The organism is Acinetobacter sp. MB5 (genome assembly GCF_003261585.1).
Taxonomy (GTDB): Bacteria; Pseudomonadota; Gammaproteobacteria; order Pseudomonadales; family Moraxellaceae; genus Acinetobacter.
In genome coordinates, this window is the sequence record NZ_POVU01000003.1 from 273,255 (window position 1) to 293,137 (window position 19,883).

21 protein-coding genes and 1 pseudogene are annotated in these 19,883 nt (G+C 42.8%); 10 read left to right on the plus strand and 12 right to left on the minus strand.

What is annotated here, in order from left to right; all coding sequences use genetic code 11:
* The first annotated feature begins 56 nt into the window (after window positions 1-56).
* Window positions 57-1,079, plus strand: coding sequence for an adenosine deaminase (add, locus tag C1A47_RS06375; RefSeq protein ID WP_111893549.1), 1,023 nt, complete (start codon window positions 57-59; stop codon window positions 1,077-1,079).
* A 168-nt stretch (window positions 1,080-1,247) separates the two neighbouring features.
* On the opposite strand, the gene C1A47_RS06380 is transcribed toward add, so the two are convergent.
* A complete protein-coding gene (locus C1A47_RS06380) occupies window positions 1,248-1,664 on the minus strand; it encodes an NUDIX hydrolase (RefSeq protein WP_111893551.1) in 417 nt (138 codons plus the stop codon).
* Window positions 1,665-1,844: 180 nt separating this feature from the next.
* Window positions 1,845-2,069, minus strand: a complete 225-nt coding sequence (locus C1A47_RS06385) for a type II toxin-antitoxin system RelB/DinJ family antitoxin (RefSeq protein WP_045794556.1) — start codon at window positions 2,067-2,069, stop codon at window positions 1,845-1,847.
* A 484-nt stretch (window positions 2,070-2,553) separates the two neighbouring features.
* Here C1A47_RS06385 and C1A47_RS06390 point away from each other — a divergent pair, with 484 nt between their 5' ends.
* Genes C1A47_RS06390 through C1A47_RS06405 form a run of 4 tightly spaced genes read left to right on the plus strand, consistent with a single transcriptional unit; the run spans window position 2,554 to window position 4,869 of the window.
* Window positions 2,554-3,090 (plus strand): GTP-binding protein, encoded by a 537-nt coding sequence (locus tag C1A47_RS06390; protein ID WP_111893553.1) that lies wholly within the window; start codon window positions 2,554-2,556, stop codon window positions 3,088-3,090.
* Between the two features lie 10 nt (window positions 3,091-3,100).
* Entirely contained in the window at window positions 3,101-3,517 is a 417-nt protein-coding gene (locus tag C1A47_RS06395) for a roadblock/LC7 domain-containing protein (RefSeq protein WP_111893555.1), read from the plus strand.
* Between the two features lie 10 nt (window positions 3,518-3,527).
* On the plus strand, window positions 3,528-4,469 hold the full coding sequence (locus C1A47_RS06400) for a hypothetical protein (RefSeq protein ID WP_111893557.1): 942 nt from the start codon (window positions 3,528-3,530) through the stop codon (window positions 4,467-4,469).
* Window positions 4,470-4,512: 43 nt separating this feature from the next.
* Complete coding sequence (locus tag C1A47_RS06405; protein WP_111893559.1) at window positions 4,513-4,869, plus strand: roadblock/LC7 domain-containing protein; 357 nt, start codon at window positions 4,513-4,515, stop codon at window positions 4,867-4,869.
* Window positions 4,870-4,924: 55 nt separating this feature from the next.
* Here the strand turns inward: C1A47_RS06405 and C1A47_RS06410 are convergent, their stop codons facing one another.
* Window positions 4,925-6,166: a dicarboxylate/amino acid:cation symporter gene (locus tag C1A47_RS06410; protein ID WP_111893561.1), complete on the minus strand. Its 1,242-nt coding sequence runs from the start codon at window positions 6,164-6,166 to the stop codon at window positions 4,925-4,927.
* Between the two features lie 138 nt (window positions 6,167-6,304).
* Entirely contained in the window at window positions 6,305-7,180 is an 876-nt protein-coding gene (locus tag C1A47_RS06415) for an acyl-CoA thioesterase (protein ID WP_111893563.1), read from the minus strand.
* Window positions 7,181-7,487: 307 nt separating this feature from the next.
* On the opposite strand from C1A47_RS06415, the gene plsB reads away from it, so the two are divergent.
* Window positions 7,488-10,064, plus strand: coding sequence for a glycerol-3-phosphate 1-O-acyltransferase PlsB (gene plsB, locus C1A47_RS06420; protein WP_111893565.1), 2,577 nt, complete (start codon window positions 7,488-7,490; stop codon window positions 10,062-10,064).
* A 70-nt stretch (window positions 10,065-10,134) separates the two neighbouring features.
* Here the strand turns inward: plsB and C1A47_RS06425 are convergent, their stop codons facing one another.
* On the minus strand, window positions 10,135-10,950 hold the full coding sequence (locus tag C1A47_RS06425; RefSeq protein WP_111893567.1) for an NAD-dependent epimerase/dehydratase family protein: 816 nt from the start codon (window positions 10,948-10,950) through the stop codon (window positions 10,135-10,137).
* Between the two features lie 23 nt (window positions 10,951-10,973).
* Here C1A47_RS06425 and recG point away from each other — a divergent pair, with 23 nt between their 5' ends.
* The 3 genes from recG to C1A47_RS06440 are packed head-to-tail and all read left to right on the plus strand — an operon-like array spanning window position 10,974 to window position 14,141.
* Entirely contained in the window at window positions 10,974-13,019 is a 2,046-nt protein-coding gene (gene recG, locus C1A47_RS06430; RefSeq protein ID WP_111893569.1) for an ATP-dependent DNA helicase RecG, read from the plus strand.
* Window positions 13,006-13,644, plus strand: coding sequence for a ComF family protein (locus C1A47_RS06435; RefSeq protein ID WP_111893571.1), 639 nt, complete (start codon window positions 13,006-13,008; stop codon window positions 13,642-13,644). The genes recG and C1A47_RS06435 overlap by 14 nt, the downstream gene beginning before the upstream one ends.
* Before the next feature lie 50 nt (window positions 13,645-13,694).
* Entirely contained in the window at window positions 13,695-14,141 is a 447-nt protein-coding gene (locus tag C1A47_RS06440; protein ID WP_111893573.1) for an Sbal_3080 family lipoprotein, read from the plus strand.
* A gap of 66 nt (window positions 14,142-14,207) precedes the next feature.
* Here the strand turns inward: C1A47_RS06440 and C1A47_RS06445 are convergent, their stop codons facing one another.
* Window positions 14,208-14,789 carry a TIGR00730 family Rossman fold protein gene (locus C1A47_RS06445; protein ID WP_111893575.1) on the minus strand — a complete coding sequence of 194 codons (582 nt, stop codon included), beginning with the start codon at window positions 14,787-14,789 and terminating at the stop codon, window positions 14,208-14,210.
* 156 nt (window positions 14,790-14,945) lie between these two features.
* Between C1A47_RS06445 and C1A47_RS06450 the strand changes: the two genes are divergently transcribed.
* On the plus strand, window positions 14,946-15,959 hold the full coding sequence (locus C1A47_RS06450) for a CorA family divalent cation transporter (RefSeq protein ID WP_111893577.1): 1,014 nt from the start codon (window positions 14,946-14,948) through the stop codon (window positions 15,957-15,959).
* Between the two features lie 42 nt (window positions 15,960-16,001).
* Here the strand turns inward: C1A47_RS06450 and C1A47_RS06455 are convergent, their stop codons facing one another.
* The 6 genes and pseudogenes from C1A47_RS06455 to C1A47_RS06480 form a co-directional block, all read right to left on the minus strand.
* Entirely contained in the window at window positions 16,002-16,292 is a 291-nt protein-coding gene (locus C1A47_RS06455) for a lipid asymmetry maintenance protein MlaB (protein ID WP_111893579.1), read from the minus strand.
* A 12-nt stretch (window positions 16,293-16,304) separates the two neighbouring features.
* On the minus strand, window positions 16,305-16,934 hold the full coding sequence (locus tag C1A47_RS06460; protein ID WP_111893581.1) for a phospholipid-binding protein MlaC: 630 nt from the start codon (window positions 16,932-16,934) through the stop codon (window positions 16,305-16,307).
* A gap of 22 nt (window positions 16,935-16,956) precedes the next feature.
* A complete protein-coding gene (locus C1A47_RS06465) occupies window positions 16,957-17,637 on the minus strand; it encodes an outer membrane lipid asymmetry maintenance protein MlaD (protein WP_111893583.1) in 681 nt (226 codons plus the stop codon).
* Entirely contained in the window at window positions 17,637-18,413 is a 777-nt protein-coding gene (gene mlaE, locus C1A47_RS06470) for a lipid asymmetry maintenance ABC transporter permease subunit MlaE (RefSeq protein WP_111893585.1), read from the minus strand. The genes C1A47_RS06465 and mlaE overlap by 1 nt, the downstream gene beginning before the upstream one ends.
* A complete protein-coding gene (locus C1A47_RS06475) occupies window positions 18,410-19,231 on the minus strand; it encodes an ABC transporter ATP-binding protein (protein ID WP_111893587.1) in 822 nt (273 codons plus the stop codon). Before C1A47_RS06475 ends, mlaE begins: the two co-directional genes overlap by 4 nt.
* A 353-nt stretch (window positions 19,232-19,584) precedes the next feature.
* Window positions 19,585-19,883: pseudogene (locus C1A47_RS06480) on the minus strand (DEAD/DEAH box helicase); the annotation flags it as partial.

Genomic DNA, 19,883 nt, shown 5'->3' on the forward strand with positions numbered 1-19,883 from the left:
CCACTTGCGATTATGCTGTGAGGACATCACGCTTTTTTCTGTCTAGGTGAATAATAATGATTGATAAAAATATCCCGCTCACCGATTTACACCGCCACCTCGATGGCAACATCCGCCCACAAACCATTTTAGAACTCGGGCAACAATTTCAAATTCAACTGCCTGCCAATACTTTGCAAGAACTACTGCCGCATGTTCAGGTCATGGACAATCAACCCGACCTGCTCAGTTTCTTAAGCAAACTGGACTGGGGCGTGAAAGTCTTAGGTGATTTGGAAGCCTGCCGCCGTGTGGCTTGGGAAAATATGCAGGATGCAGCACAGCAAGGTTTGGACTATGTCGAACTGCGTTTTTCACCGTTTTATATGGCGATGACCCATCAACTTCCGCTGGCGGGCGTGGTCGAGGCCGTGATTGATGGCGTTCAGCAAGGCAGCCGCGACTTTGACCTTCCTGCCAAACTGATCGGCATTATGAGTCGTACTTTTGGTCAGGCACGTTGCCAGCAAGAACTGGATGCCTTACTGGCTCATCGTGACCAGATTACCGCACTGGATTTGGCGGGTGATGAACTGGGCTTTCCAGGGGAACTGTTTATCGAACACTTCAAGCAAGCCCGAGATGCAGGCTGGCAAATCAGCGTACATGCAGGTGAAGCTGCGGATGCAAGCAGTATCTGGCAGGCGATTCAAACCCTTGGTGCAACCCGTATCGGGCATGGGGTCAAAGCCGTGGAAGATGTGAAGTTACTCGATTATTTGGCTGAGCATCAGATTGGGATTGAGTCTTGCATTACCTCAAATCTGCAAACCAGTACGGTTGCTGACATTCGTCAACATCCACTGAAAACCTTTCTCGAACATGGCATTTTAGCCACCATTAACAGCGATGACCCTGCGGTTGAAGGGATTGATATTCAACATGAATATTTACAGGCTGCACCACAGGCAGGTCTGTCCGAAGCACAAATCCGTCAAGCACAGCAGAACGGTTTAAGCATTGCCTTTTTATCGGCACAGGAAAAACAGCAGCTTCAACATAAAGTGGCTCAGCGTAATGCTGCAATCACTACAAATTAAATCACTTGCTCGGCTGATTTTGACTTTGCATCATGATCTATATCTCTGAGGATTTTTCCAATTGAGATTTAAATATCTTGATGTAAAAGATACTCATCCGAGTGCTTTTTTACTTTTGATCAGGACAATCGTTATCGCCCGATTAACTCATTTTTACCCTCAGACCATTTAATTCACAGCACACTGCTGTCGAATATATGGCAGCACATAGTGCTCAGTTAGCGGCGCTAAAGCCAAGTCAATCGGTGCAAAGACATTGACCCATTGAATTTCTGCCAGCTCGGCAGAGACCTGAGCTTCACCTAGCAACTCGACATGAAATAAATGGGCAAACAGCCGATGATTGGCTTCATTGGCAGCGACGGTTTCCACTGTACCCAAATCTTTGATAATTCGTGCAGCTACGCCAATTTCTTCCTGAATTTCTCGTAGTAAGCCCTGCTCAGCCGATTCGTTGGCTTCAAGCTTCCCACCAACCTGCATAAAAAATTCGGTTTGACGTTTACGTGCTAAAAGCGCCTGTCCTTGAGCGTTAAAAATAATCGCGGCGGCAACCGTAATGATGGGCTGTAGAGATGAAGACATGTGAACTGAGTTTTATAGATTTAAAGTGCGAGTTTAGCCTATTTAGGACTATCAGGCTGAAGATCATTGCTTTTTAAAGTATCTGCCCAAGCATTCATAGAAAATTTGGGCAAATACTTAAATTCTATTGTTCTAGTTTAAAATATTGAAACCCTCAACTTAAAACATGATCTAATAAAATTACTCAAGCGACTCTTCTACTTCCTGTATCCGTTCTCGCATCATACTGAGTAATTTAAGATCTTCTTCTGAAACTACAATATGTTTTACAGGCAATTTTCCTGTATCTGCGACATATTGCAACACCGATTTAAACAACTCAGATGGCGTTATTCCTAACTCTTTTAATACACTATATGACTTCTTTTTTAACACATCATCAACTCGAAAATTAACATTCGACATTCATTCTTCTCCTAATATTCTTTCAATAATCTTTAGAAATTCCAATCAGATTACACGTCGAAATACTTTGACTCACCGTCAAATTATATTATTTTTTTAAAAAATTATATTTAATAAAATTAAAATAATTAAAACATCAAATATGCTTTACATATTAATTTACACATGTAAAACAAAATGCATTACACATATAATTCATCTCATTCGAAATATAAAATATTTAAATACAGATTATAATTTAAATTAAATAATTTTATATAATACAATTACTTAAAAAAGATATGTTTATTCATATATTTTCAATTCCAATATACTTTATAAAAATTAAATTCAGTTGCACTAAAAAAAACTCATCGATATAATTAGTTGCATTATTTTTAATCACTTACTATACGGATAAAAAATAGCCTTATTTAATTTTTATTATTTTTCTATTTTAAAATCCAAATAAAAACATCATTTTTTAATTTTTGGTTATTTAAGTATGATTTTACAAAAATATAAAATTGTTTTCGGTGGCCCAATGGGTGCAGGAAAGTCTTCTGCCATTCAGAGTTTATCCGATATTCCTGTTATTTCGACAGAAGCCTTAAATACAGATATAAAATCACATCAAAAAATGCTTACGACAGTTGGTATTGATTATGGTGAAGTCATTTTAGAAGATGATTCAACGATTGGTTTGTACGGCACACCTGGGCAAGAACGTTTTAACTTTTTGTGGCCAATTTTATGTCAGGGTGCAATTGGCAGCATTCTTTTGATTGATCACTCAAGTCCAGATCGTCTTAAAGATTTAGAATTTTATCTTCAGGCCTTTCGTTCCTACAGTAAAAATATAGTGATTGGAATCAGCCATCTCGACGAATACCAAGATCAATTACTCAAGATCTATCGGGATTACATCCAAATTCACCGCTATCACTATCCTGTTTTTGCCATCGATGCACGCAATAAAGCCGATATTTTACTGCTGGTTGAAGCACTCATGACCAATGTTGAAGTCGATTTAATTGGATAAGCTAAAACAGATGAATCTTCCCCACTCTACTCTTTCTAAAGAATTTATTACTTTCTCTAAAACAGAAATTTCTAGCTTACTGAATAAAGTCCAATATGTTCAATTCAGCATGCTCTGTACCACTGATGGCTTAGAAATTGCTATGGCCAGCAAACAAGACTGGGACAACTCCAGCAAAATTGCGGCGGTCAGTAGTTCAATTATGGCGTTAATTTCAGCGTTCATTACCGAAATGCATTTAGATGAATGTAAAACCATTATGTTGGATACATCCAATGGAAAAGCACTGTTGAGCACTGTTCCTCATCCACAGTTTCCAAGCGTGATTGTCGTCTTAGCTCAAAAACAGGTGTTACTGGGAGAGCTGCTTTATGAGCTTAAACAAACTGCTCAACGCTTTTGTGCCTTTCAATCTTTAGCTACTTAATTCATCGATCATGAAAACACTCACTGCCACCATTTTGGGTTTAAATAGTGACGCTTCTCAAGCACTCAAATTAGATATCGAAGCTGCAATCCCTCATGGCTTTGTTCTTGAGTGGGTTACACTCTCAGACAAAACTGTTGATGTCATGTTCATTAATCACCATTTTCTGGACAGCAAATCCATTCAAAACTATCTCCAACAGCATCCTGACGTGCATTATTTATGCCTTGAGTACAATGCCACATTGGCTGGAAAAATTCTGGATAATCAACTGTATTACCCTTTTGAAAATTCAACAGATTTAACTGCCTGGTTGCGCCTTAAATTTGTTCATATCGCACCCAAAGTACAACATATTCCTCTGAACCTCAGCAAATATATTGAAGAAATGCTGGTGGCAAGGAATAGTTTCTTGCGCCTGTATCAACATAGTGAAGATCTCGCAATTATTGATACACGTACCGAGCGAGTCTTTGTTCAACCCAGTTTATCAATACAGCAATTTTTTTCGCCGAACCTCGAACAAAGCTATGCCAAGAGTTCAAGAGTCAATGCCGCACAGGGCTATTTTGTCATTGCTGATTTAAAAATATGGCTTTGGGAGCTGCTTTATCCTGCACGCGCTGCTTTTTCAGCTCAGGAGCTCATGCCATATCACTGCTATAGACTTGTGCAATGGCCACAATTTTCACCGTCAAAAGAACGCAAGTTGTTATTAAAAATGGCAGCGTTATTTGCCAGAGGTGCAGAAATTGAATATGTGATGCGTAAAGCCAACTGCTCAGCCCAACAAGTCAAAGAATTTATTTATCTCACTCAACTTTTAGGCATGAGTGAACAAATTCCCAATCAAGAAGCTCGCTTTCTTGTACACAACGTGGAGCAAGAATCCACATCTATGGGGATATTCCAAGGCCTTTTCGGAAAATTACGCCGCAAACTTGGAATGTAAATCAAAGAGCATTTTGCTCATTTTAATTTTTTTGGAGTACGTAATGGCTCGTTTACAACTTGATCCTTTAGCCAGTATTGATGGCTTTTTTGCAGCTGCACTGATTGACAGTGAAAGTGGCTTAGCGCTGGCAACTTTAGGAAACGGTCTAGATTTAGAATTAGCTGCTGCTGGCAATACAGAAGTATTGCGTGCTAAACGCAAAGTCGCTAAAGCTCTCAACTTAAATGACAGTATTGAAGATATGCTGATCACACTAGGTCGCCAGTATCATTTAATACGTCCGCTAGATGGCAATCAGAATCTGTTCTTATATTTAATTTTAGAACGAAATAAATCGAATCTGGCCATGGCGCGTCATGAGTTACGTAGCTATGAAAAAGAGCTCGATTTCTCATAAATCTTCAAACCAGATTGTCTGCTCAAGCAGACAATCTGCGATCTTATTTTTTTAACTAGCTCGGGTCTCGTGGAATTCGTGTATAACGATCCACCACCACACTCACCATCATATCGCCCTGAACATTGACCACCGTTCTTACGGTATCCAAGATACGGTCTATGGGTAGCAAAATCGCAATGGCTTCGGCAGGCAGTCCCACCGATTGCAATACCATAATCATGGTCACCATGCCCGCACTTGGAATACCAGGTGCCCCGAGTGATGCAATCATAGCGGTTAAACACACAATAATTTGCTGCCCCAGACTCAAATCCAGTCCGACCAAATTGGCAACAAACAAGGCAGCAGCCGCTTCATACAGCGCTGTACCATCCATATTCAGATGCGAACCGAGTGGAATGACAAAACCTGAAATTTGTGAGCGCACGCCTAAATTTTCCTGCACACATTTCATGCTCAGTGGCATGGTGGCGGAACTGGAACTGGTCGCAAATGCCGTCACCAAAGCCAGTCGAGCGCCTTTAAAGAATTTCAGTGGTGTCATCTTGCCAAATAACCAGAGCAAGAGAGGTAAAACCACAAGACCATGAAACAAGGTGGTTCCTGTGACCACCGCAGCGAACTCAGCCAAGCGACTAAGAACCGATAAATCTTCTTTGGCAATCAGTTTGGCAAGCAATGCCAAAATCCCAATCGGTGCAAGCTTCATTAGCCAACTGACCAGTAGCATCACCAAGTCAAAAAATTCCTGACTAAGACGGCGAATCCCCGAAAAGCGCTCTCCACCGTAGACCAGTGCCAGACCAATCAGCATCGAGAAAATCACGACGGATAAAATATTGCCATCACTAAAGGCTTTAAACGGATTGATTAAGGTATTTTGCACAAAGTTCATCAGAAATGACGAAGCATCCAAAGTCTGCGTATTGGTGGGATGCTGCTGCATGGCGTTTTGGAACAAAGCCACATCAAGCCCTTTACCCACTTCAAAGACATGAGCACCGAGCAGACCAAGTACCAATGACAAACTTGTGGTGGTCAAACTACAGAGCAAAGTCACTTTCCAGACACGCCCCAACTGGTGTCCAGACTCCAAACTTGCCACGCCTATGACAATCGAAGAAAACACCAGTGGAACCAGCAACATCTTTAAAAAACCAATAAAAATGCCACTGAGAATGCTCAGTACATACAGGCTGTCATTAAAAAAAGAGGTCTCTGGATAAAGTCGTAGCAATAAGCCATAGGCAATGCCAATCAGTGCCGCAATAAAGATTTTGGTATTTAAGCTCATCTGATCTCGATTTGTTGTTTTATGCAGTTTGCATACTATGGCATGGCAAACCAACTGAATCGAGTGCTATTTTGAATATACAAATCAAGTTGATGGCAAAAGGCTAAGGTGGCTTTGCACCTTAGCCGACATATTTTTTTACTGCGCTTCAATTTCACGTAAACGCATTAAGCCTTCTTGCACGGTACTACACACCAATTCACCATTTTGCCACATGCGTCCAAAATTCAAACCGCGTGAACTCGCACTCACCGTTGCTTCCATTTCGTAGAGCATCCAGTCATCGGCACGTAGCGGTTTATGGAAATAAATCGCATGGTCAATGCTGGCACATTGCAAACTTGGTGATAAATAATTCAGACCATGTGGGCGTAATGCCGTGGTCATGAGCGTAAAGTCCGAATAAAACGCCACAATCGATTGATGCAACGCGATACTGTCCTGCTCTGCCTGAATCTGCTCGTGAGTACGCACATAATGTGAATAATGTGGAAGCTGTGGCTGAGGACGGAACGGATTTTGAATTTCTTCTACAGGACGCAGCTCGACATGTCGGTCACGCATAAAACTGGTGCGCACATTTTCAGGAACAAATTCCAGTAAACCTTCTTTGATTTGTTTCTCATTTTGGAGGTCTTCAGGTGCAGGTGCATCGGGTGCATGATGCTGATAATTCAATCCTTCTTCTGGTGCAGCAAAAGAAATCATGGCAGTAAAAATCGTCCGTCCATGCTGAATGGCACGCACTTGACGGCTCACAAAACTTTTACCATCACGCAAACGGTCAACTTCATAGATAATCGGTGCAGTAATATCCCCCCCAAACAAGAAGTATGCATGCAAGGAATGTGCAGGGCGGTCTGTCGTATATGATGCTGCACGCAGTGCCTGTCCCAAGACTTGCCCACCAAAAACACGCTTGCCGACCAAATTACGGCTTTGTCCACGGTAAATATTTTCTTCCAGCTTTTCCAAACTGAGCAAGTCGATTAATTCTTGGGTGAGTGTCATCATCAATTACCTAATCTAAGCGGTTTTTCAAGACCGTAAAAAACAAGTGATTATTTTGCCACAACATGCCGCCATGGCGGAGATACAGATGCAATTTCACTACTTTTTGAGCTCAGCAGTCACGCTAAAAACCCGTAAGATCAGGCTTTTTCTGAATTCAATGACATGAAACTACGTTTTTTCAACGTAATTTGTGCGCAAAGCCCTGCATTTTGGTTAAAATTGGCAAAAGGTTCGACCTGTTCTATCTCGTGATCCTTCATCCTGTTTGTTTTTATCACTTTGCCATTGTGTTGAAGTAGGAGTTTTTATGTCCAAGAATAGTTTTGGTCAAATGTACCGTAGACTATCAAGCAAAATTCTTGACCTTGTGGTGACTCCACACGTTCTTGGCGATGTTCCACCCGCTTCTGCACAGACCACAGAAAACGGCGAAGTTGCGAATCAATCTCCTAAAATTGTCTGCTATGTTCTACAAAATTACTCGCGTAGTAATGCCTTGGTGGTCGATGGTGAAACACGCCGCCTCAAGTTACCGCCAGCATTGGAACCTTTACAGTTCGGTCATATCAGCGAAAAAAGTTCGGTATTCTTTTTACAACAACCCGACCATAATTATTTATTGAATGCCAGTGCGCCAACCTTACCGCCGCGTCTGTTACGCATGATTGAAATGCTGGAGCAACAGCCAGAGCTCGACATTCAGCTAGTGCCTGTCACCATCTTGTGGGGACGTTCGCCAGACAAAGAAGATTCTTTATTTAAACTGTTGTTTACAGATACTTGGGCAACCCCAGGGACACTCAAACAGCTGATCAATATCGGGATGCATGGTCGTCAATCATTCATTGAGTTTCATCCTGAGCAGTCATTACGTGAGTTGGTGAATTTTGCCAAAGAGCAACGTCCAAACTTATCGCCTGCAACCTATATCATTAACCAGCTCAATCAATATCTGGATCGTCAGCGTGAAGTAGTCTTAGGCCCCGATTTGTCGGATCGTCGTAACGTGATGCAGTCTTTGGTCAAAGCACCCGATGTTCAAGAAGCCATTCGCCGCGAAAGTATCCGTAGCAAAATCAGCCTGTTTGAAGCTGAACGCCGTGCAGTTGGCTATGTCAATGAAATCGTATCGGACTATTCTTACTCGACCGTACGCTTTGCCGATATGGCACTGACCCGCTTATGGACACAACTTTATGACGGCGTTGAAGTGCACAACTTCAATACGGTTCGTGAATTGGCGAAAGACTACGAAGTGGTGTATACCCCATGTCACCGCAGTCATATCGATTATCTGTTGTTGTCTTATATTATTCACCGTCGTGGTTTAATGGTGCCGTATATTGCTGCGGGCGATAACCTGAATTTGCCATTTGTCGGGCAAATGTTACGGGGTGGCGGTGCGTTCTTTATTCGCCGTTCATTCCGCGGAAATGGCCTATATACAACAGTTTTTAAAGAATATTTATACAGCATCGTGTCACGCAACACGCCATTAGAATACTTCATCGAAGGTGGTCGTTCACGTACAGGACGCTTGCTACCGCCGAAAACGGGCATGCTTGCCATGACCGTACATAGTCATTTGCGTAGTGCCAACAACAAGCCGATTGTGTTTATTCCAACCTATATTGGTTATGAACGTCTGATGGAAGGTTCAACCTATATTGGTGAAATGCAAGGTAAACCAAAAGAAGCCGAATCATTGTTCGGAATTGCCAAAACCTTGCGTAAAATCGAGCGCATTTTTGGTAAAGTGCACGTGAACTTTGGCGAGCCTGTGTTCTTGAATGACCTGCTCAAAGCGCACAATGCTGACAACATTCGTATTGAAAAGAATGATGATCCAATTCCTTCTGTCGTTTCAGATGCAGTGACCAGCTCGGCACATGCCATCTTGGAAAAAATTAATAATGCGGTGGTGATCAACCCTGTTTCGCTATTGTCACTGATCTTGTTGGCAACTGATAAACACACACTCGATGAAGAACTGTTTATTAAGCAACTCGATACCTATCGTAATTTAGCCACTTTCCTACCGTACGATACCCGCAGTGAAGTGACTGCACTTTCTGGTAAGGAAATGATCACTTATGGCTTAAAGCTAAAACTGATCACCCGCGTTCAGCATGCTTTGGGCGACATCATTACTGTTGCTGAAAATCAGGCGGTATTGCTGACCTACTTCCGCAATAACATTTTGCATGCGTTTGTTTTGCCATCTTTAATTGCGTCTCTGGTTGAGTTAAATGGCAAAATTAGCCGAGAAGACTTGGGCAATGTGATTTGTACCCTGTACCCATTCTTAAAAGCAGAATTATTTATGAAATGGGATGTGTCTGAGTTGAATCAGCCGATTCAAGCCTATACCGATGCCATGATTCAAGCAGGTCTGATTTCAACCGACAATCAAGGTGATTTACATAGCCCAACGCCAAATTCAGAGGCACACAATCAGCTCGTGTTGATGATGGCACCTGTTAAACAAAGTTTGGAACGCTATTACATGACTTTGGCGCTCATTACGCAGCGTGGTTCTGGCAATATTTCAGCCAAACAGGTTGAAGACTTGAGCCATTTACTCGGTCAGCGTTTGTCTGTGTTGTATGAATTCAATTCGCCAGAATTCTTTGACAAGGCATTATTCCAAAGCTTCCTGAAAGTCTTAACACAGCAAAACTACATTAAGACCAACGAACATGGCTTCTTGGAATATGACGAAAACTTTAGCCGTGTCGCACAATATGCCAACTTGGTTCTAGACGACACCACGCGTCAAATGCTGCGTCATATCACCACGTTCAGTGATGAAGAATTGCAACAAGCCTTGGCAGCAATGGCAGAGCACAATGCCAAACGCCGTTCAAAACGTAAGAAAAAATAAGTGATCTAAATTTTAAAAACCGCATCTTTGAATGCGGTTTTTTATTTCATATCTTTTTAAATCAACCAGTTCAATCTGACTGCTGCGCCAATAACGCTGCATAATCTTGAAAGCAATCGGCATGCTGCAACTGGAAACCACTTTGCTGTAAATGTGTCGCATACAAACGTTTTCCCGAAACCCGTTCAGGATGCGCCACCGTTAACTGTGGCAAAGCCAATTGCTGCTGAAACCACTCAAGTACTTCATGCAGCAAGGTCGGCTGAGCATTGGTCACAATATAACTAGGCTGATGTTGTGGTAACGCTGTTAAATACGCCAGAAAACCTGCCAGATCATCAACATGAATACGGTTACTCCAGTGCGTATTGGGATAAATACTGGTGTTTTTTGCCAGCTTGCACATCCTCGCGATACTGTCTCCATAAATCCCGCTTGGACGAATGATGATACTTTGTTCAGGATAGGCCTGTTGCCAAAGTCGCTCCATTTCCCACAGCAAATGGCCCTGCTCGTCCATCGGTTGCACGGGGTGGTCATCATCAATCTTCTGCCCTGCATTTTCGCCATACACCCGCGTTGAAGACACGACAACGACCTTTTTCACAGGATGCGAAGCTAATGCCGCCACAATCGGTGCAACCGAATCCACATAAGTCTGCTGATAACCTTCGACACTGCTCTGATCAGGACTGAGCAAAACATAGACCCAATCAATCGGTGCAAGTTGGCTTAAATCCAAAGCATGAATATCTTGCGTATAATGCTGGGCGAAGCGATCTGTTTTCGGGCTGCGACTAATTGTGCTAATCTGGTGTCCTTGTGCAAATAGCTGTTTTGCAACACGTTGAGATGTTTTACCATAACCAATAAATACAATATGCATGACATGACCTAAGCTGGAGGGACATGGCTTTAATTCATCAATTACAAGGCGTAGGTCAAGCAACTGCTGCGCTCTTAGAAAAACTGAATCTTTTCACCACCGATGATTTGCTATTTCACTTACCACGTGACTATGAAGATCGTAGCAGCATTATTGCCATGAACCAACTGCAAGTTGGGCGCAGTTATTTGCTTGAGGGTGTAGTGCAATCGGTCGATTTTCCTGCGGGAAAACGTAAGTCTATGGCGGTGGCACTGCAAGATGATTTTGGCAAAGTCACCTTGCGTTTTTACCATATCTATAAAAACCTGACCAATACCTTACAGGTCGGACATCGGGTGCGCGTGTTTGGGGAAATCCGTGTGGGTGCGCGTGGCTTAGAGTTATATCACCCTGAAATTCAGGCAATTCATGCCCATACGCCCTTACCCAAAACCCAGCTTACGGCGATTTACCCCAGTACTGAGGGCTTAACCCAAGCCAAACTCCGTGAATATGTCAAGCAAGCCTTACAACAACACAGTGATGACTTGCCTGAGCTGATGCCAAGCCAGTTTTGTAATGGCTACGCTCTCAAAGATGCATTGTTCTATATTCATGAACCGCCCCTCAGTGCCAACATGCTACAACTGGCACAAGGTTCACATCCTGCACAGCAACGCCTGATTTTTGAAGAACTGGTGGCCCATCAACTGAGTTTACTCACCCGTCGTGCTTATATTCAGCAAATCCAAGCCCCTGTTTTGTCCAGTAGTAAAGTCCTTGCCAAACAGCTTTTGGCTGGGCTGCCATTTAAAATGACCAACGCACAAAAACGGGTGTCCAAAGAAATCGCAGATGACCTGAAACAGAACAAACCCATGCTGCGCTTAGTTCAGGGCGATGTGGGTGCAGGAAAAACTTTGGTTGCTGGTGTCGCTGCCTGTCATGCCCTAGAAGCCGAATGGCAAGTCGCGCTGATGGCACCGACCGAGATTTTGGCGGAGCAGCATTATCTGAACTTTAAACGCTGGTTTGAGCCTTTGGGTTTAAGCGTGGCATGGCTCTCAGGCAAACAAAAAGGTAAAGCGCGTGCCGCAGCAGAGAACCTGATTGCGACAGGCGCAGCACAACTGGTGATTGGTACGCATGCCTTGTTTCAGGAGAATGTGAAATTCGCCAAACTCGGTTTAGTCATCATTGATGAACAGCACCGCTTCGGGGTCGATCAGCGTTTGGCGCTACGCAATAAAGGTGATGCCCTATACACACCGCATCAACTAGTGATGACTGCTACTCCGATTCCACGTACCCTCGCCATGAGTGCCTATGGTGATTTGGATACCTCGATTATTGACGAACTTCCCCCTGGGCGTACGCCGATTCAAACCGTTGCCATTCCCATTGACCGCCGCGAAGAAGTGCTGCAACGCATTGCCAATAACTGCGGCGAAGGTAAACAAGCCTACTGGGTCTGCACACTGGTCGAGCAATCCGAAACCCTCGATGCTCAAGCCGCTGAAGCCACTTATCAGGAAATTCAGCAGCGTTTCCCTGACCTGAAAATCGGTCTCGTCCACGGTAAAATGAAAGCCGAAGACAAGCAGACTGTGATGCAGCAGTTCAAAGACAACCAACTGCAACTGCTGATTGCCACTACGGTAATTGAGGTCGGGGTTGATGTTCCCAATGCCAGTCTGATGATTATTGAAAATGCCGAACGGCTCGGTTTATCTCAGTTACACCAGTTGCGTGGCCGAGTTGGACGTGGCGCTCTCGCCAGTTTTTGCGTGTTGCTGTATAAAACCCCACTATCGCAAAATGGACATGAACGCCTATCGATTTTAAGGGAAAGTAATGATGGCTTTGTGATTGCAGAAAAAGACTTGGAACTGCGTGGGCCTGGTGAGCTGCTCGGCACCAAACAAACGGGGGATTTGGGTTTTCGGGTGGCTAAACTGGAACGTGATGATCACTTGCTGAATCAAGCGCATTATGTGGCACAGCAAATCATGCAAAAGCATCCGCAACTGGTTGAACCGCTACTGAAACGCTGGCTCCCCGAGGCACCGCGCTATGCTTATGTCTAGGTTTTCACGACTGCTACAGCCCTTTTTAAACTGTAGCTTGTGTCAAAGTGATCGAGTAACCCAAGCTTCTGTGTGTCAGGATTGCTGGCAGCAATTGCCGTGGCTCAAGCAAACCATTCATCGTCAGGAAATTCCGATTCAGGTGGCAGCTTATTATCGGTATCCTCTAGATCGGATGATTCAACAGTTTAAATACGAACAGCAACTGCATTATTTACCATTATTTGGGCATATCCTGAACCAGTTGAAATTCCCCAAAGTTCAAGCCATCGTACCGATGCCGATCTCACAGCAGCGTTTGATTGAACGGGGTTATAACCAAGCTCTGCTGTTGGCAGAACATTTAGCCAAACAGCTCAATGTCCCGATTTGGCAACCGATTCTTCGGCAAGAGCAGCAGCATCAAAAGGGTCTGAATCGACTAGAACGGCTGAGTAATATTGAACAGCAGTTTGTGCTACACGCACCGAGTAAAGTACGTTATCGACGTATCCTGATTGTGGATGATGTCGTCACGACAGGTAGCTCAATTCAGGCACTTTCACTCAAATTACAACAACTCGGTTGTCAGCAGATTCATGTAGCTTGTCTGGCAACACCCTCTTATATAGACAACATCATATGACATATGCTTAAAATATAAACTTTCGAGAAACTATAAGAATGTATAAGAAGATGAAAAAATTAATTTTATATTCTAGTGTCGTCTTGGTCTTATCGGGATGTACTTCCATTGAAATCAACAACAGCCAAGGATTCCAAGCTCAAACCCTCAAACAGATTTGCATCATTGAAAACCCCAAAGTCACCATTAATGGTTTTAGTCAGTCAATTGCTCGGAGTTTTGCACGTTATCAAATTCAAGCGCAAATTTATCCTGCAAACTCCAAACCATTATTCTGCCAGACTAGCCTGAATTATACAGCGAGACGTTCATGGGACATGACAACTTACCTGTCCTACGCCCAATTCACATTAATACAAGATGGGCATCAGGTTTCCCAAGCCACGTTTGAATTACGCAATAAAGGTGGCTTGGCATTGAATAAATGGCGAAGTGTCGATACAAAAATTGATGAACTGGTCGATCAACTCTTAGAAAAAACTAAAAATAAGCCATAAGCTACAACTCAACCTGAACTGAATGACGATAATTTCCGTATTCAGTTCAGCGGAATATTTCATGTTTTATGGCGTAACTTCTTTTACGCCCCATTTTGGCTGTGGTGGCTGATATTGTTCAAATTTCGACAATAACGTCTCGATCTTGTCCGACACCAAAAGCGTATCGGCAAAACGAGAATAGGTAAAACCCTGCTGCACGGTATTGTTGATCATGGTAATTAACGGATCATAAAAACCACCCGCATTGAGAAAAGCACACGGTTTTAAATGAATGCCCAATTGTGCCCATGTCCACTGCTCAAAGATTTCTTCCAAGGTTCCTGCACCACCTGGTAAGGCAATAAATCCATCTGCCAGCTCAGACATCTTGGTTTTACGTTCATGCATATTCTGTACGACATGTAATTCTGTCAGTCGTGGATGTGCCAACTCTCGATCAACCAGTGCTTCAGGAATCACACCGATCACCTTTCCACCAGCATCTAGTGCGCTATCAGCCACTACGCCCATCAGACCCGAACAGCCACCACCGTACACCAACGTTTTACCTTGCTCAGCGATCAATCGTCCTGCCTGCTGTGCAGTTTGAACAAAAATTGTGTCATTGCCTATTTTAGAGCCACAGAAGATTGCAATTGAATTCATAAAATTGACCTGTTATTGATCTGTCATGTATTAAAAATAAACTAAAGCGATTTTTTTTTGGAAAAATAACAAAGTGATCAGTGTTTTTCCCTAACTCCTTGTCTAAAATACACCCACCACTTCACCCCCAGTCCAACCCAAGGGAGAAAGACACCGATGCTTGAAGCTTTTTACGCCACAGAGCGTGGTAGTCTCGAAGATGCGACCATTAATGGTGGATTCGACTTGCACCCAGAATTAGTGTGGATTGATCTGATTGCCCCTTCACAAGAGGAGCAACAATGGGTTATTGATGCCTATGAGCAAAATCTCCCAACACTCAAGTCACTTGAAGATATTTCTTCATCAGCCCGATTCTATCGCGATGACGATGGCATTTTACATATCAGCACCTATTTTTTAACGAAAAATAAAAATTATCAGGTCGATAATGAAACCAATGAATCGGGGAACATGTTGGCGACAGTGCAAACGGTTGCGTTCATTTTAAATAAAGAACGCTTACTGACTTTGCGCGGTGAAAAGCTTGTGTCCTTTCGTGCCTTTCGGGCGCGCGCACGACGTAATGACTATGAAATTGACTATAAAGACCCGATTTGGATCTTGCTCGGATTATTTGAAGCCAAACTGGATGAACTCGCCGATATTCTGGAAGACATTCATAAAGATCTGGAAAAATATTCAACTGAAGTTCTGAATAACCACCACCGTGAACAAGTCCTTGATCTGGATGACATGGTGACTCGTCTGGCACAACAAGAAGATATGCTCGGAAAAGCACAATTGTGTCTGATTGATTTACGCCGCATTCTCACCTTTTTATCTCGACCACGCGCTTTAGGTAGCCATATTTATGATGCTGAAATTCGCGAGATGAGTGAAGATGTACGTTCATTGGTTGAACATAATGCTTTCTTGTTCCAAAAAGTCCGCTTCTTGCTCGATACCACATCAGGCTTCATTAACTCTGAGCAAAGCGATACGATCCGTCGTTTCTCGATTTTACCAAGTTTGCTCACAGCACCAATGCTAGTCACCAGTCTATACGGGATGAATACGACTGTTTTACCTTTTGCACATGGGTCTTCAAGCTTTACCGCTGTCTCGATCATTATCGTTGCATCATTTATTGTTCCAACCGTCTATTTCCGCTGGAAAAAATGGATATAAAAAAAGCATCCTTCAGGATGCTTTTTTTATATATCAGGTGATTTAGTGCAATAAAATCAGGTCATTGTCTAAATGGCATGCTTCAATAATTTTAAGCATCTTGGCAGGCACATTTTGAAAATGTAATCCATTCTGTTGTGGTGTTTGACGTAACCACTGTACCAATACAGCTAAAGCCAAGGTATTACCATGTGCCAACTCAGTCAGATTCACAATTAAAGGAAAGTGCTGATGTTGACGAATCAAAGCTAAGCCTTGTTGATAGACTTGCCCAGCATTGTCAAAATCAATAGTGCCAGACAAATATAACTGCTGATTTTTAAGCTCAATCACAATACACCTGTCTTATTTTTTCATCGCATTGTCAGCATCTGGTTTAAAGGTTGCAATTGCTTTATCAATATTGCCACCATTACGTTTTACAGTTGATGCAAACTGGTTACGGAACTGCAGACCTAAGTCGATACCAGCTACATTAATGTTGCGGATTTTCCATTGGTTGTTGCTATCCGTCAATTGGAAAGAAACAGGGGTTTTTTGGCCTTGGTTCACGAAATCAATTGTTACTACAGGGAAAGCACCGCCTGTTGGTTTGTAAGGGCGAATGCTATAGCTCTGGTTACTATATTTTGCCAAAGCAGAACCGTAGTTTTGTACAAGGCTTTGACGCAAGTTATGCTCAAATGCCGCACGCTGTTGCGCAGTACTATTTTGCGGTGCTGCGTAAGTACCCATCACAATACGTGTAAATGATTGAGCATCAACGTATGGATCAAGGTTCTGTTTTACAATCGCATTCACACTTGCTGGACTGCTTTGCAATTTAGTATGATCTGCTTTTAAACGACCAATCAAAGCATCAGCAACACGCTTAACAAAAGCTGGCGGTGCTTCAGCAGGTGCAGCAAATGCTGTTCCTGCAATCATTGTAGATAAGATACTTGCTGTCAGTGTTTGTTTCAATAAAGTATTCAACGTCGTACTCCTCTAAATTCTGTTATTCAGCAAATGATGTCTGTGGATCTGTTGTCTGACTGGCTTCAGAAGCAGTTTTTGAATCTGATGAACCTGAAGATGACTTCCCAGACGACATACCTGTAATAAACTTGCCAATTAAATCTTCAAGATCCATTGAACCTTGTGTGTTACTAATCACGCCACCACGTTTGATATAGTTCAGGCCGCCACCTGGGACAATCTTGAGATATTTCTCACCCAGAAGACCATTGGTTGCTACCATTATGTAAGCATCTTCATCAATATTGGTGATGGACTTCATGTTACTTAACAGTTGCTGTTCCATTGCTTTTTGTTTTGCTGCGTTTGCATGTTGATAGTCATCGCTATAACGTAACTCTTCCAAAGCATTCTTTTCGACAGTTTGTAACTGTGCAGCATTGAACGTGGTTTTATTCGATTCCAAGTCAAAAGTGACTTTAGCAAGACGAGTAACAGGATCAAGCTCAATTCGAGCAACACGCCCAATCGTTACACCACTCATGGTCACTTTTGCACGTGTTTTTAAACCATTCACGTTGTCAAAAGTTGCTGTCATTTCGTAGCTATTACCAAAACTACCACCAGACAAGCCACTGACTTTCATGGCCAAGAAAAACAATGCCAAGCCGAATAGAATTACAAATACACCTACGGCCAGCTCACTTGAACGGGACTTCATTACACTCCTCCAAACATGACCGCAGTCAACACAAAGTCACAACCTAAAACACATAAAGACGAATACACCACGGTACGCGTGGTTGCAGTGGAAATACCTTCAGATGTCGGATCACAAAAATAGCCTTGATATACGGCAATCCAGGTACAGATCACTGCAAATACCATGCTTTTGATAATTCCGTTAAAGATGTCATGTTGAAATTCAACGGCATTTTGCATACCGCTCCAGAATGAACCTTCATCAACACCAAGAAAGTCCACACCAACCATCTTCCCACCAAAAATACCGATGGCAGAGAAAATAACCGTCAGCATTGGCAAGCTAATGATGCCCGCCCAAAGACGTGGTGAAACAATACGTTTCAGTGGATCAACCCCGATCATTTCCATGCTAGATAACTGCTCAGTAGCTTTCATCAAACCAATTTCAGCAGTCAATGCAGAACCTGCCCGCCCTGCAAAAAGCAAAGCAGCAACAACGGGAGATAATTCACGAAGTAAGGTCAAAGCCACCATTGTGCCCAACATCGACTCACTGCCGACATTGACCAAAATATTGTAGCCTTGTAAACCCAGTACCAAGCCAATGAATAGACCTGAAACGGAAATAATCAGTAAAGACATCACGCCAACACGGTACATTTGATAAATAAACAAACGTACACCGAGCAGCGTCGGCATGGAGAAAATAATCTGAAGCAACATCAGTGTTGCAACACCAATACCATGTACACGTCCAATCACGCGCCGACCCAATAAGGCTATAGCATTCATGAACTTACCTCTTGGCTTAAATATGCCTGATGGCTAAACTGAAAATCGACAGGGCCTTCAGCCTGTCCATTTAAAAACTGTTGCACAAAAGCAGATGGATGATTTTTCAGGTCATCTGGCGTACCTTCACCCTGAATTTTGCCTTCAGCAATAATGTAGATATAGTCTGCAATCGACATGGTTTCATCGACATCATGTGACACAATAATCGTGGTCAGATCCAAAGCTTCACGCAGTGAACGAATCAAACGGGTCAAAACGCCCATGACAATCGGGTCTTGTCCAGCAAATGGTTCGTCATACATGATGAGTTCTGGGTCTAATGCAATCGCACGCGCTAAAGCAACACGACGATTCATCCCGCCAGATAACTCAGAAGGCATTAACTGCTCAGCCCCTCTTAAACCGACAGATTCAAGTTTCAGGGCAACCAGTTCAGCAATCAGATTCTCTGGCAGTTTGGTATGTGCTCGGATAGGAAAAGCAACATTTTCATACACGGTCATATCCGTGAACAATGCGCCACTTTGAAACAACATCCCCATACGTGCGCGTGCAGCAAATAATTCATGGCGTGACATTTTTGACACATCATTACCATCGAGCAGAACACTGCCTTCATCAGGGCTCAATTGACCGCCAATCAGACGAAGTAAGGTGGTTTTACCTGTACCCGAAGGTCCCATGATAGCGGTAATTTGCCCGCGGCGAATACGAAGATTGATATTGTCACAAATGACGCGCTCGCCTCGCTTAAAGCTCAGATTCACAATATCGATCAGTGAATCTGCAGCTGGCATAGCTACTGTATTTTTCATAATAGACTAAATTCCTGCTTAATTTTCGCAGCGAGTTTTATCTTCATAGGATAGAAGATTTTTAAAAATTACCTACAGATTTTACGCGACGTAGCTTACCATTTTCAGGACAAAAAAAGTTGAAGATTTTATCAATGAATTATATGAAACTTGTACACAAATAATGCTTTTTATCTAAATCTAAACAAGCTTAAACATAGTTAAAAAATTAAGATACTGATAAATATAAATTTATATAAAATTTAAAGTTTATTTCATCCTCTATGACTTCTTTCTTTCAGTTTACATAAATTGCATACAATAAAAAAAGCCAGTTTAAAAAACTGGCTTTTTACACTAAATTTAACGGCTAATTAGTCGTTAAATTTACGGCGACGGTCACCACCTTCACGGCGTGGACGGTCAGATTTAAAATCGCGACGTGGACGGTCTTCACCACCAAAATCACGTTTAGGACGGTCACCAAAAGAGCCTTCACGACGTGGTTTATAGTCTACGCGATTGCCACGGTTATCATCGTTTGAATCAAAACGCGGTTTATCGTTGAAACCACCTTCACGGCGTGGACGGTCAGAATTGAAATCGCGACGTGGACGATCTTCACCACCGAAGCTACGTTTTGGACCTGTGTCGTATACACCTGACCGAGGCG